Origin of the sequence: Priestia sp. TSO9, from assembly GCF_021029645.1 — a bacterium.
Classification (GTDB): domain Bacteria; phylum Bacillota; class Bacilli; order Bacillales; family Bacillaceae_H; genus Priestia; species Priestia megaterium_E.
Window position 1 is genome coordinate 354,889 of record NZ_JAJEKD010000009.1, and the last position, 13,963, is coordinate 368,851.

Annotated in this window: 10 protein-coding genes and 3 riboswitches; of the genes, 3 read left to right on the forward strand and 7 right to left on the reverse strand. The window is 40.5% G+C overall.

The window, feature by feature from the left end; genetic code table 11:
• Window positions 1-16: 16 nt before the first annotated feature.
• Window positions 17-895, reverse strand: coding sequence for a LysR family transcriptional regulator (locus LJC66_RS04580; RefSeq protein WP_230931889.1), 879 nt, complete (start codon window positions 893-895; stop codon window positions 17-19).
• A 161-nt stretch (window positions 896-1,056) separates the two neighbouring features.
• Here LJC66_RS04580 and LJC66_RS04585 point away from each other — a divergent pair, with 161 nt between their 5' ends.
• Together LJC66_RS04585 and LJC66_RS04590 are read left to right on the forward strand one after the other, a co-directional pair.
• Window positions 1,057-2,037, forward strand: a complete 981-nt coding sequence (locus LJC66_RS04585) for a zinc-binding dehydrogenase (RefSeq protein ID WP_230931890.1) — start codon at window positions 1,057-1,059, stop codon at window positions 2,035-2,037.
• Between the two features lie 231 nt (window positions 2,038-2,268).
• The gene (locus tag LJC66_RS04590; protein ID WP_230931891.1) at window positions 2,269-2,835 is read left to right on the forward strand and encodes a DedA family protein; all 567 of its coding nucleotides are present in this window, start codon (window positions 2,269-2,271) and stop codon (window positions 2,833-2,835) included.
• A 118-nt stretch (window positions 2,836-2,953) separates the two neighbouring features.
• On the opposite strand, the gene atzF is transcribed toward LJC66_RS04590, so the two are convergent.
• From atzF to LJC66_RS04615, 5 genes are all read right to left on the reverse strand, one after another.
• On the reverse strand, window positions 2,954-4,702 hold the full coding sequence (gene atzF / locus LJC66_RS04595; RefSeq protein ID WP_230931892.1) for an allophanate hydrolase: 1,749 nt from the start codon (window positions 4,700-4,702) through the stop codon (window positions 2,954-2,956).
• Between the two features lie 14 nt (window positions 4,703-4,716).
• A complete protein-coding gene (gene uca, locus LJC66_RS04600; protein WP_230931893.1) occupies window positions 4,717-8,328 on the reverse strand; it encodes an urea carboxylase in 3,612 nt (1,203 codons plus the stop codon).
• A gap of 16 nt (window positions 8,329-8,344) precedes the next feature.
• A complete protein-coding gene (locus tag LJC66_RS04605; RefSeq protein ID WP_230931894.1) occupies window positions 8,345-8,998 on the reverse strand; it encodes an urea amidolyase associated protein UAAP2 in 654 nt (217 codons plus the stop codon).
• Window positions 8,999-9,017: 19 nt separating this feature from the next.
• Window positions 9,018-9,755, reverse strand: a complete 738-nt coding sequence (locus tag LJC66_RS04610) for an urea amidolyase associated protein UAAP1 (RefSeq protein ID WP_230931895.1) — start codon at window positions 9,753-9,755, stop codon at window positions 9,018-9,020.
• Between the two features lie 46 nt (window positions 9,756-9,801).
• Window positions 9,802-9,906: riboswitch (guanidine-I (ykkC/yxkD leader) on the reverse strand.
• A 124-nt stretch (window positions 9,907-10,030) separates the two neighbouring features.
• Window positions 10,031-11,380, reverse strand: a complete 1,350-nt coding sequence (locus LJC66_RS04615) for an APC family permease (RefSeq protein WP_230931896.1) — start codon at window positions 11,378-11,380, stop codon at window positions 10,031-10,033.
• Window positions 11,381-11,449: 69 nt separating this feature from the next.
• Window positions 11,450-11,552: riboswitch (guanidine-I (ykkC/yxkD leader) on the reverse strand.
• Window positions 11,553-11,764: 212 nt separating this feature from the next.
• Window positions 11,765-11,866: riboswitch (purine riboswitch) on the forward strand.
• 505 nt (window positions 11,867-12,371) lie between these two features.
• On the opposite strand from LJC66_RS04615, the gene LJC66_RS04620 reads away from it, so the two are divergent.
• Window positions 12,372-13,700: an amidohydrolase family protein gene (locus LJC66_RS04620; RefSeq protein ID WP_230931897.1), complete on the forward strand. Its 1,329-nt coding sequence runs from the start codon at window positions 12,372-12,374 to the stop codon at window positions 13,698-13,700.
• Between the two features lie 47 nt (window positions 13,701-13,747).
• Here LJC66_RS04620 and LJC66_RS04625 read toward each other — a convergent pair whose 3' ends face one another.
• Window positions 13,748-13,945: a cold-shock protein gene (locus LJC66_RS04625; protein WP_013055689.1), complete on the reverse strand. Its 198-nt coding sequence runs from the start codon at window positions 13,943-13,945 to the stop codon at window positions 13,748-13,750.
• Window positions 13,946-13,963: the final 18 nt, after the last annotated feature.

Sequence of the window (13,963 nt, forward strand, 5' to 3'; positions counted from 1 at the left end):
GAATGGATTCATGTCCTTATTTCTCAACCTCTTCTTTTTTTAACGAGCGTATCGTTTTTTGAATGACTGGATGATCTCGATGCTTAAGTTTATAAGCAAGAAAGATCTGATTTTTTACTGCTAAATGTTCAAGTTCGATTTTTACTTTTTTTTCTCGAAGCGCTTCTTGAATTAAATAGCGGGGAAGCAGGCTGATTCCCATGTGATGCTGAATGGCTTTTAACACCGTTTGAAGATTTGGAATCACGTGATGAGGCTGAATTTCAGGTCGTTTTTTAAAATGCTGCCGCCAAAAACGTCTAATAATAGGAAGTTCAAGACCATAGCTAATCCACCGCTGGTTGTATAAAAACTCTTCTACGTCTTTACTAGCTGTCATTTCAAAAGAAGGAGGGACGGTTAAGACAAACTCTTCTTCTTCAATGACCGTATATTCAATTCCAGGTATTTGCAATCTTTGGGTTGTAATCGCAATATCAATTTCGTCGCTTTGTATCTTTTCAAGCAAAACAGAAGCAATACCAAACTGGCTGTAGCAGCGGATACCTGCATCTTTTATTCTTTCTAAAGCTTGTTCGGTAAAATACTCTACGGGAGAACCAATTTTTACGACCGGCAGCGCGTCGGGAGATGAAGCGGTCATTTTTAGTTCAATTGAAGCAGCTTCTAGACTTTCAATTAACGGGACAATACGCGTGTACAGTTCTTTACCTTTTTCTGTTGGAATCATTTTTCTCGGTGCACGGATAAATAACCCTTCCCCTATTTCAGCTTCTAAAGCAGCTAAGTGCTGACTCATGGCCGGCTGCGTTAAGATCCTCGCTCTGGCTGCTTCAGAAACGGATCGATATTTGTAAATGCTAATAAAGCTGCGGTACCATTCAAAATTAATCATTTATGCTATCCTTTCTTATAAATTTATTTATGGATATCTATTTATTTTCTAATTTGTATTATAGACAAGCTCCCTTTAAAATAAAAATAGTAAGCAAATCATTTTTAGATAAAATAATAAAAGCAGCGCTAGGAAAATGATTTAAAAAGGAGAGTTAGACTGTGAAAGCATTATTATTGCAAGATAAAAATAAATGGACAGAAATGAAAGTAGAAGAAATAGAAAAACCTCTTCCAAATAAAGGGGAAGTAGTAGTTGAAGTTCACGCAGTAGGACTTAATCCCGTAGATTATAAAACGGCTACTAATGGAAATCCTCATTGGACATATCCTCACATTCTAGGTTTAGATGTAGCTGGGACAATTGATGAAGTTGGAGAAGGAGTAGTTGATTGGAAAAAAGGAGACCGCGTTGTCTATCACGGGGACTTTATGAAAAAGGGCGGATATGCTGAATATGCGGTTACAACTGCTCATTCAATTTCGCGCATTCCTGATGCTGTTACATTTGAAGAAGCTGCTGCTTTGCCTACGGCAGGTTACACAGCGTATGAAGCACTATTTCGTAAACTTCCAATGAACCATATTCAAACCATCTTAATTCATGGAGGAGCTGGAGGCGTAGGAGGCTTTGGCGTGCAGCTTGCTAAAAACGCTGGAAAAATGGTTTTCTCAACAGCTTCAGCACATAATCATGAGTATGTGAAGTCGTTAGGAGCCGATTATGTAATTGACTATCGCGAGGAAAACGTCGCGGAAAAAGTATTGGAGCTGACAAATGGCCGCGGCGTAGATGCTGTGCTTGACACGGTGAGTGCAAAGAACGCAACGGATTCTTTAGATATGATTGCCTATAGAGGACATTTAGCACATATTGCTGGTGCACCTGATTATACAAAAGTAACGCCTTTTACAAAGGTGATTTCTTATCATGAAGTAGCTTTAAATGCTGCACACCACATTGATGACATGATTGCGCAAGCGGATTTAGCAAAAATGGGCGATGAGCTTTTAGCATTAGTAGCAGAGAAGAAAGTAGCTCCGATGATTGAGCGCATCATCTCGTTAAAAGAAGTGCCAAGTGCATTAGAAGAGCTTTCAAAACGCCATGTGAAAGGGAAAATCATTGCTAAAGTTAAATAATAGCAGAAAAAAACTCTTTTATTAGTTGTAATAAAAGAGTTTTTTTCTGCTATTTTCTTTTTTTGCGTTACTTCACTTATGAACTGCATATGATAGAAGATAATCAAATATAGCAAACGGATGCGTATGAGCTTTTTTTACTAGTAAAATTGCTTTGAAATCGTGAAATTTCGAATAGTTTGAGTTATGATGAAAGAACGTGAAATTTGTGTGATTGAAAGGAGAAAAAAGGTGCAAGGGTTTATTGATTTTGTACAAAATTTAGGCATAGTGGGCATCTTTATTGCTACAGCAATCGAAGCTGCGGCAATTCCTTTTCCATGTACGTTATCGATTTTGCTCATTGGCTCGGTGCTCCAGCTCTCAATATGGAAAATCCTTATTGTTTCAGCTGCTAATACCGTTATTTATATCGCATTCAACTATATTCCGTTCGTTATGGGATACAGGTTTGAATCTATTACCAAGCGCTGGTTTGGTGAAAAAAATATAAAGCGTGCCCAAAAATGGTTTCATAAATATGGAAAATGGAGCATTACGATTTCTCGTCCCATCAGTATCGCAAACTATATCACCTATTTGGCAGGCCTTAGTAAAATCAAATCTAAGGACTTTGTTTTATACAGCACCTTAGGTATTTTTCCGTGGTTTGTTTTTTTGCTCTATGTAGGAGGACTTGGAGATATTGAAAAAATCCAAAAATATTTGCATGATGTTGATCGTTTAATATTTGTTATTCTTATAATCGGAGTGATAGTTGGTGCAGGCTGGTGGATGAAAAAGAGAAGAAATACATAAAAAAGGACCGGCCTAAATAAGCAATTCCTTAAAATAAGAGAGTTTTTAAATCAAAGTTTTCATAATTCAAAAGAGCCGCCTCTAAGTCGAAAATTCGACTTAGAGGCGGCTCTTTTATTCAACTACGAATAGCCCGCCAGCTTCTATAAGACGTAATATCCTCCGCATCTTCTGTCGCATGAGCTTCACAAAGAAAACCCGCTACTTCACTGCCGTCTTCAAGAGTGATTTTGCCTAGTCCGAGAGGAGAAGGGATAGAATCGGCAAAAGAGCCGAGTAGTGATAAAGGCATTTCCCAAAGTTCAACTTCAATTTTTTCTCCTTGTTGATGTGTTCGCAACAGCCCCGGTTTTGCTGGAGAAGTAGGCAGTTTAAAAAGCTGATAATAAGGAGCGGTTTGGTCTTTTCGTACGAATGAAGCTCCGTGTTCACGCATTTGAGATTCAAGTGGAAACCCGCGCATATGCAAACCGCAAACAGCTACTAATGTTGTATCTTTTTTTGAAGCAACCGTTCGTTCACCATTTAAAAATAATTCGCTGAGTCCGAAAATGAATTGTTCGCCGTCAAATGTAGAGAAAAATGAAATGCCAAACGGTAAATCGAGATCCGCATCCTGAGATGGAAGAGAGACAGCACACAAGTCGAGTAAGTTACAATGATTTGTAAAACGCCCCATGTCACTGTTTGTTTCAATTGGATTTTCTCTTACTTGTTCCCGGGTCCACGTTCCGCCTGCTGTCGGCATAACAAGAACAGCATTTTTAAGCTGATGATATGCTTTATGTTTAAAGGATTGAAGCTTATGTGAAGCTTGAAATAAAGCAGCAGCATCATATTCTGATTTAGCTCCTGAACGAAGCACTTGCTCGGTTACAGGAAAGGCTGTTTCTTCATGAGAAGTGATAAATTCTCCTAAGTCAGCCCAGCGCTCTGCTACGTAAGGACCGTCATATAATAAAGCAGCTGCTTCACTTAAATACGAGCCGTCCATGTATTCGATAGGAATAGATAAATCTTCAATCTTTTTCACAGCTTGTTTCCATGCTTTTTCGTACTGCTCAGCAAACGGCCCGTAAAACGAAAGCGGTTCTTTTACCATATAAATTTTTTCAGGAAGCGCCGAAGAAGCCCGAACAACAGAGCGTGACCATGGGTCTCGATCGTCTACTCCTCTAATAATGGAATCTACGAGCAGTACGTCACTCCATTCATGAGCAAAAGCAGTGACGCAGTCTAAGCTTTTACATGCCGGAACTACACCTGCAGATGGCCAAGCTCCAAGGGAAGGTTTGTAGCCGATTAGGCGATTTAAACCAGCTGGAACCCGCCCTGAACCTGCTGTATCGGTGCCTAAAGAAAAAGCAGCATGCCCCCGAGCTACGGATACAGCTGATCCTGAGCTCGATCCGCCGCTAATGAGCTCTTGCTTTAACGCATTCTGCGTTTCGCCATACGGGCTTCGTGTCCCGACCAGTCCTGTAGCAAATTGGTCCAGGTTGGTCTTTCCAAGAGGAATAGCACCTGCATCGATAAGGCGTTGCACAACCGTAGCATGTTCAGAAGGGGTATACGTATATTCTTTACATCCGGCCGTCGTCGGTACATGTGCTACATCGATATTATCTTTAACGGCGAATGGAATTCCCCACAAAGGTAACGCTTCAGGGCCTAGCGTAGCTAAGCGATCTAGATAAGGTTTTAACTCACCGAGTATGGGAGGGGTAATCCAAATATTCATGTCTTTGTCAGCTTCTACCCGCGCAAGAATTTGATGTACTACATCTTCTGGAGTTAATTCTTTTTTGATATACATATCACGTAACCATTGAACCGAAAATGTTTTAGGCAAGCTCACTGTTTTCATTGTATCCACCGTCCTTAATGAGTAATTGGAGCAAAGGCTTTTATACCGGCAATCAGCTGTCCAGCTTGTACTTCATCGCCGGGTTTCACATGAATAGAGCTGATATATCCATCCATAGGTGCTAGCTGTGGAAACTCCATTTTCATGCTTTCTTCGATAATTAACGTATCGCCTTTTTTAACTTTTTGTCCTTCTTCTACAAGAACTTTCCATACGCTTCCCGGCATTGTACAGCGCGCGGCTTCCGTACCTTCGGGCAGTTCTTGTTCCGTAATTTCAGCTGTTTCATGTTCAGAGACGTACTCAGCTAAACCAAGTGCTTTCCAATTTTCTCGTTCTGTTTGAAAAGCAGCCTGCTGGGTGTGACGAAAAGCAGCCGTGCTTTCTTCAATAGATGAAAGAAAATCTAAATATTCTCCAAGTTTAAACGTTGTCTCCGTAATATCTGCTTCAAATCTCCCACGAAGGAAATCTTCGCGCAGTTTTAAAAGCTCATCTGCTTCTACTGGGTAAAATTGAATTTGATCAAAGAAACGAAGAAGCCACGGTTTTCCTGCTTCAAAACTTTCCGTTTGACGAAGTCGGTTCCACATTTGAATCGTGCGTCCCACGAATTGATAGCCGCCAGGACCTTCCATTCCGTATACGCACATATACGCACCGCCAATACCAACTGCATTTTCAGGCGTCCATGTACGGGCAGGGTTGTATTTCGTTGTAACTAAACGGTGACGAGGGTCTAGAGGCGTAGCAACAGGTGCGCCTAAATATACATCTCCAAGCCCCATTACAAGATAATTAGCATCAAATACAACTCGTTTAACATCTTCAAGGTGGTTCAGACCGTTTACTCGGCGAATAAACTCTAGATTGCTTGGACACCATGGTGCATCTGGACGAACGTTTTGCTGATAGCGTTCAATAGCTAATTGAGTCGCAGGATCATCCCATGAAAGTGGAAGTTTTACAATGCGAGACGGAACTTCCATTTCTTCAAGAGGAGGAAGCGCGCGATCAATAGTTGAAATGTGCTGACAAAGTTCAAGAATAGACATCTTTGTTGCATCAATATGAATTTGAAGAGAACGGATACCAGGCGTTAAATCTAGAACCGGTAAATCCTCACGCTTTTGGATAGCTTCCATTAAAGCATGTACTTGGAAGCGAAGCAGAAGATCAAGCTCCATTTCTCCGTATTCCACAAGTATATACGCATCGCCTGAGCAGCGGACGGAAAATGGGAAGCGTCTATTTTCCGTTTCGTTAATCAGCAGCGGATAATCGCTTTTAAGCGGCTGTGCTACTGGATTTGTAAGTGCAGGAAGTGATGCAGATGTTCCGATATGCTGTAAAAAGTCTTCCTGAGTACATTTGAGTTTTTCAGCTTGTTCAAGGTCAATTAATTTAAACGAAATTTTATCTCCGGGATGAAGCTGTCCTATTTTCCAAAACTCTGCTGAAGCGGTGGTAACAGGGCAAACAAAGCCGCCAAGACTCGGACCGTCTGGGCCAAGTAAAATAGGCATATCTCCCGTTAAGTCTAAGGTGCCGATGGCATATGCGTTATCATGAATATTTGATGGATGCAAACCGGCTTCTCCTCCATCTTCACGGGTCCAAAAAGGAGCGGGACCTATTAACCTAACGCCTGTTCTAGAGCTGTTAAAATGAACTTCCCATTTTGTATCTGTTAGCTGCTGTAAGTACTCTGGCTGTAAAAATTCTTCTGTACAATGAGGTCCTGGAATTACTCCGATTGTCCATTCTTTAGTCATGGCTGGCTGATAGGAAAGGGCAAGTTCATTTTCAACGTGAGAGTGGTCAGAGACACGGAGTACATCTCCCGTACGAAGTGCTCTTCCGCCGTGTCCTCCGAAGCTTCCTAGTGTAAAAGTAGAAGAACTGCCTAATATTTTAGGCATATCAAGTCCGCCGCCAATCAGTAAATACGTACGCATTCCTTCGGTTGCTTCATTAAATGAAAGAATTTGTCCCGGCTTTGCTCTAATGGTCTTATACATAGGGATTTCAGCGCCGTCTAATGTAGCATGCATGTTGGCACCCGTAATGCAAAAAGATACATTGTCTCTAAATTTATAAGAGCCGCCGCGGAGAGTCATTTCAATCCCTGGTGCATCCGGGGAGTTTCCGAGAAGTTTATTTCCTATGCGGAAAGCAAAAGGATCCATTGGACCGCACGGAGGAACCCCTACGTTCCAGTGCCCGGTGCGTCCCGGGTAATCTTGAACAGTGGACTGAACGCCTCCGTCTAATACTTCGAGTGCTTGTTCGCTGGGATTATATGAGTTAAGCATTTGAGTATACACGTCGCCTGTTTTGCACGCTTTTTCTTCTAGCAGTCCTTGCAAGTATTGAAGATTAGTAGTAACGCCGTATAATCTTGTCTCTTTTAAAGCAGCGCTCAATTTTAGAAGGGCTTCTTCTCGTGTTTTTCCATAAACGATAATTTTAGCGAGCATAGGATCATAAAGTGATGTTACAGTAATACCGTCTCGTACCCACGTTTCAACTCGAGCACTTTTAGAGAAAATTGCTTGGTCGATTTGCCCGCCGCTGGGACGAAAATCATTTAAGCAATCTTCTGCATAAATACGAGCTTGGATACTGTGACCTGAAGGCACGGGAAGCAAAGAAGGAAGGTTTACTAGCTCATCGCATGCTTCTTTAAGCATCCATTCTACTAAATCAACGTTTAACACTTCTTCTGTAACGCCGTGCTCTACTTGAAGACGAGTATTTACTTCTAAAAAATAAAATTCCTCCGCTTCGGCGTCATAAAGAAACTCTACCGTTCCTGCGCTTCTATATCCGACTTCTTTAGCTAGTCGCGTAGCTGCTTGCAGCATATTTTCCCGTATACATGAAGGGAAGTTTGGAGCTGGACTTTCTTCAATTACTTTTTGATTTCTTCGTTGAATAGAGCAGTCGCGTTCTCCTAAAGCCACTACTTCTCCAAAAGAATTCCCGAAGATTTGAACTTCTACATGGCGAGCTTTTTGAATGTATTTCTCTAAAAAAACACCGCTGTTTTTAAAGTTTGTTTGTGCTAAATGGCAAACTGAGTCAAAAGCTGCTTGAAGCGCTTTTTCATCTTGGCAAACACGCATTCCAATTCCGCCCCCGCCAGCTGTACTTTTTAACATAACGGGATAGCCAATCTCTTCAGCAGCACGTACAGCTTCTGATACATCTGTAATAAGAGGTGTACCGGGCAGCAAAGGCACATCGGCTTTTTGCGCAATTTCCCGAGCTGAATGTTTTAATCCGAATATTTCCATTTGCTGAGGTGTAGGACCCATAAATACAATTCCTTCAGCCTGACAGCGACGAGCAAATTCCGCGTTTTCACTTAAAAAACCGTAGCCTGGATGAATAGCTTCCGCGCCTGTTTTCTTTGCAATATCTAGAATAAGGTCTTCGTTTAAATAACTTTCTTTGACCGGGCCGCTGCCAATTAAAATGGCTTCATCTGCTTCATCAACGTGCAGGCTGTCTTGATCAGCTTCTGTATAAACAGCTACAGATTCCACTCCGAAATGTCGTAATGTTCGCTCAATTCTAACGGCAATTGCTCCTCGGTTCGCAATTAATACTTTTGTAAACATAGATGAACACTCCTTTTTATAATGAATCCCAAATAACTAAGTGAATAGGGGTAGGGTTATAATCGTTGCACGGGTTGTTAAGCTGAGGGCAGTTGCTGATCAATACAAGTGTAGGATGGATAGCTTCCATTTCCACATAGTATCCAGGGGCAGATACCCCGTCATTAAACGTTAATCCGCCGCTTGGCGTCACAGGTACATTCATAAAAAAGTTTACGTTTGGTGCTAAATCTCTTTTGGTGTAGCGGCTATCATATTTTGATAGCTGAAGCATAAATGTATCTCGGCAGTTATGCATCGGAAGCGTGTCATGTGCATAGCGTACGGTGTTGCTTTGTGCCGAACAAGCTCCGCCTAAGGTGTCGTGGCGTCCGCACGTGTCAGCAACAATTTTGACTAGTTCTTTGCCAGATTGAGAAAGCAGCACTGTGCCGGTGGATAAATAAATATTTCCTTGATTAGCAATCGTAGATACTGCACTGTAATGATCTTCTAGGTTTTCAGCATCAAAGAATAAAGTATCCGCTGCTTGATTGCCTTCTACATCTATTATTCTAAGCGTTTGGCCGGGTTTGAGCTCGTGCATCCAGCCATCCCCAGCCAGTACCGTTTCATCATAAATTGCGTTCTCTATTTTTCTGTTGCTTTCCGCTCGATTAAATACAGCCATTATAAAGCCTCCTTTATTTTTAAATCATTGATAGTGTTTTATTTCCAAGCAATAGATCATAAGACCATGTGTTTTCAAACGCTCGTTTACTTTCAGGTCTGAAATTTAAACAGTAGTCGTCTGAGCTTACAGGAGCTGCTTCATCTACGGTTATTTCAATCGGAACAGAAGGGTACGTTCCGCTCGGGTCTAGAGGGTTAGGTGTATTAGACAGTAGAAAAAGCAAATCCATTTCTGTTCTAAGTGTAATAAAATCTCCTTTTTTACAATGAGAAGAAACAAAATTCATATTGCCTTTTTCGTCGCAGTATACTTTTGAAAATAAGTTAAGGTTAGGGACTAGATCCCGTGTTGTTAAACCGTTGCGCAAAAGCTCCATTGAAAAATTTTCTTCGCCATTTCTTCGCCATTCGTTTCGAGATTCTTGATAAGTAGATGCGCCGTATTTTTGGTGAGTTAAGCTGCGCGTAGTGTAGCCTGAAATGGTATCATGCCAGCCGGTGGTGTCAGCAGTGATGCTTGCAAATGCTCTGCCGTTGTCACTCATCAGAACGTGTCCTTTTGTTAAGTGAGCAGTGTGCTGAGCTTTTAAGGTATCGGGCATGTTATATCGTTCTGTTAAATCATAAGCGTTGTATAATAGTAGGGATACATTTGCACCGGATTCTTGTGCGGTAAACGTCACCGATTTTCCTCTTCCAATTCGGCCTGACCATTTTCCACCAGCCGGGATTGTTTGCTTCCAGATAGAACTCATAAAATAACCTCCTTAGAATAAAAAAAGATAAAAGCCTGGGAGAGTAGTCTCCCAGGCTTTTATCCTTCCGTGTTATACAGCGTAGCGCTATATCGCTCTCTCTCGGACCAGTCTTTAACATATGTTAAACGGAACCCTAGACAGCTTTTTTGTTCTTAACGGCTGTAAGAACCTTTATCCATTTGTGGCTTTCGATTAACCGTAGTATAGTACGAGTGAAAATGAGTTGACAAGCAGTTTGTTAGAATATCTGACATGAAAACTGATTTTTCAGTTTATTTTTCAGGGACCGTCCCTTTTGAATGATCTCTCTTTACAAAAGGAGCCGACAGTCGAGATTTTACAAATAAATAGAGAAATCCAATAGTAAGCCAGGCGACACCAATCAAAAGAGTGTCTTTGTTTAACAGTGTGAGCAGCCATCCGATAAATGCTGCTCCGATCAAAGGGAAGATTAAATAGAGTATTGTTTCAGTAAACGACCGTTTCTTTAACTTAATATAAAAATGGGCAATGACTGATACATTAACAAATGTAAAAGCGGTTAAGGCACCGAAACTGACAAAAGTGACGGCTGTGTTTAAATCAATGAACATTCCCAAAAACGAAAAAGCGGTAACAAGCAAGATATTCACCACGGGCGTTTTAAACGTTGGATGAATATATGAAAATACCTTTTGAGGCAGTACGGATTCACGGCCTAAAGCATATAAAAAGCGAGTAACGCTTGTGACTGAAGAAACTCCTTGAGTAAAGGTTGCAATAATTAATACCGTAATAAATAGACTGCTTAAAAGATTTCCGCCCACTAATTTTACAAGGGTGTAGGATGCATTATCAGGGTTAGTAAACGTGAAGCCCGGATAGGCAATCTGTGTGAAATAAGAGATAGCGATGTACATAACAGCTGCGATACAAACAATAAGGAAAATGGCTTTTGGAATTGTCCTTTCCGGTTGAATCGTTTCTTCCGCCATTGTTGTAACTGCATCAAATCCTAAAAAGCAAAAGCAAATGAGCGCAGCTCCAGAAAAAATAGTCGTAAACGGTACATCTGAAGCCAAAAAAGGATGAAGTGAAAAAAGAGTAGAAGAACTAGCTTGACCTGTTGCAATATCTTTGACGATAAATAAACAAAACAAACTTATAAAGAGAATCTGAACTACAACAGAGATGCCGCTTATACGAGCTACAGATTTAATACCAACAATATTGACTAAAGCTAAGATAATGTTCATGACAATGACCCATACGTATACAGGAATAGAAGGAAATTCCGTATGCATAAAAATACCAAATGTTAAAATAGCAATAATAGGGGAGAAAATATAGTCTAAAAGAAGTGCCCAGCCTACTAAAAAGCCAAGGCGAGGATGTATAGCTTTTTTCGTATACGTATAAGCAGATCCCGCTATCGGATATGCTTTTACCATTCGACTATAGCTATATGCGGTAAAAAAGATAGCTAAAAAAGCAATTAAATAAGCAATGACCATTTGCCCTCCAGCCGCATCGTAGGCTACTCCGTAAACCGTAAAGAAAATCATTGGAGTCATCCAGGCAAGACCCAAAAACACAATTTGATATACCTTTAGCGATTTACTTAACGCTGGTTGGTTGTTCATATAAATCCCTTCTTTCCTCTATTTTTATTTTATAGTAGTAAAAAAGAAAAGCCTGGGAGAATGATGTCATTCTCCCAGGCTTTTATCCCTCCGTGTATACGGAACCATTCCGTACGCTCTCTCTTGGACCAGTCTTTAACATGTGTTAAACGGAACCCTAGATCGCTTTTTTGTCTTCAACAGAGTGAAGACCTTTATAGGTAATGTAAGTAGTTCGAAGTATAAGCAGGATTATAAGAAGATGCAACTACTGTGTTAGATAGTTTAACAAACTTTTTTAAAAAGTAAACTTTTGTAAAAGGCGAACTATATACAATTTTATTAAAAAGATTATTCGTTTATAGTTGACTTGCAGAAAGACCTGTAGTATATTTGTAGACAAGAAAAAGCTAAATACGGTTCACTCATATATGTTTGAGAATATGGCTCAGACGTTTCTACCTTATCACCGTAAATGATAGGACTATGAGTAAAAAGTGAATCTAGGTTCCCATTTTTACGTTAGTAGAAAGTTTGGTCCAAGCGATTCACATATTCATTTTTGAAAAGAAATGGATATGACACCGAAGGGATAAAAGCCCAGGCGGGTAGGTTTTTGCTCATTGTATTTGAGAGACCTGCCTTTGTTTGGGCTTTTTCTTATGTGTCTATTTACAGTATGAGCGAGTGATGGAAATTTCTTGTTTGTATCTGCATTGCTTTCTGGGGAGAATAGCGATGTAAAGCATGAAATCACTCATTGAAGCTTTATCTGTAAGCCCTCATTTAACCATGGGAAGTACATTCTATCTATTTTCTAGCATTTTTTCTTTGATGAGCAGCGTGGGGACGCTGCTCCTTTTTTTGTTCTTGCTTTTTTCTCTGTAAATAAAGGTCTCTAAAGAGAAGGTGATTTGCGAAATTTGGCGAATTAATGCTTTAAACAATAAATGATAGAGAAGATAAAGCGGTCTATGAAAAATGAAGAAGTTGAAAAATTGAGGAGGGAATTATGTTGCTTCACTTAATTAATGTTCGTTTGCCAATTATGCACGACCACGCTCTTTTTGAAGTGAAAATTTCAAATGGAATGTATACTTCTATCGTTTTACAAAACGGTTATCTTGAAGGTGACGAGTTTTTTCCGCTGCACGCGGCCGTGTTAGGAAAAGAAACGTCACTTGATGCACAGGGTCGTGTGCTATTGCCAGGATTTGTAGATATGCATATGCATTTAGACAAAGCTCATTCGCTTCCTCAAGTGCCCAATATATCTGGAACTCTTCAAGAAGCCATTAAAAATTACAGCAGCAGCCTGCCGGCATTTCCAGAAGAAGAAATTAAGCAGCGAATGTTAAAAACTGCTTTGCAGGCATTAGCTAACGGTACGACTACGATTCGAACGCATATTGATTTTGACTGCAGCATGGAAGAAGATAGTTTATTTCGAAGTTTACAAGCAGCTGTCGAAGTGAGAGATGAATTAAGCCCGTATATGGACGTGCAGGTTGTTCCGCTATTCTCTAACCTAGACATTGATGATATGCACAAGATGAATAAAATTGAACGAGCATTCGACCTTGAAATTGATGCAATTGGAGGCTGTCCTCATTTAGCTAGAAATCCAGAAAAAGAGATTGATGCTCTATTTTCGCTGGCTCAAGCCTATAATAAACCTCTTGACTTACATGTGGATGAGAGCGATGATCCGTCTGTTGATACAATAATTAATATTGCTCATAGAACAATTGAATTAGATATGGAAGGAAAAGTGGTAGTGGGGCATCTTTGCTCGCTTGCAGGAATGACTGATGCAACAGTGAAAGAAATCTTAAACCTTTTGAAACAGGCGAAAATTGGAGTTGTCACATTACCTGCTTCTAATTTATATTTACAGGGAAGAGAAGATAAAGGAATTGTAAGACGAGGCGTAACGCGTATTCGCGACATACAAAAAGCAGCGGTTCCAATTGCTACTGCATCTGATAACGTGAACGACCCTTTTCATCCGTTTGGAAAAGCAGACTTGCTGCAAGTAGGGTTGCTAACTGCCTATGCTGCACATATGGGAAGTCCGGATGATCAGCGACAGTTGCTCCGAATGATTACAAGTATACCAGCCCGGCTGATTGGAAAAGAAAAGTACGGAGTGGAAGAAGGAAACGAAGCAAACTTTGTTCTATTAAATGTCCAGTCTGTACAGGAAATATGGACTGAACTTCCCGAAACTCGCTTTGTTTTCAACAAGCATCGTTGGCTTAGCGTAAAAGAGACGCATCAGCGGCTCGCTGATACGAATTTGACTAACCTTTGGCAGGAAAATCAAATTTTAATTGGTTAAATAGACATAAAAAGAAGCTGTCACATTAGTGACAGCTTCTTAATCAATTACTTTTGAACGTTAGCAGCTTGTGGTCCACGAGCTCCATCTTCGATTTCAAATGTAACTTCTTGACCTTCTTCAAGTGATTTGAAACCTTCGCCTTGGATAGCTGAGAAGTGTACGAATACGTCGTCTTGTCCTTCTACTTCGATGAATCCAAAACCTTTTTCTGCATTAAACCATTTTACTTTACCTTGTACCATTGTAGTACCTCCTGTGTG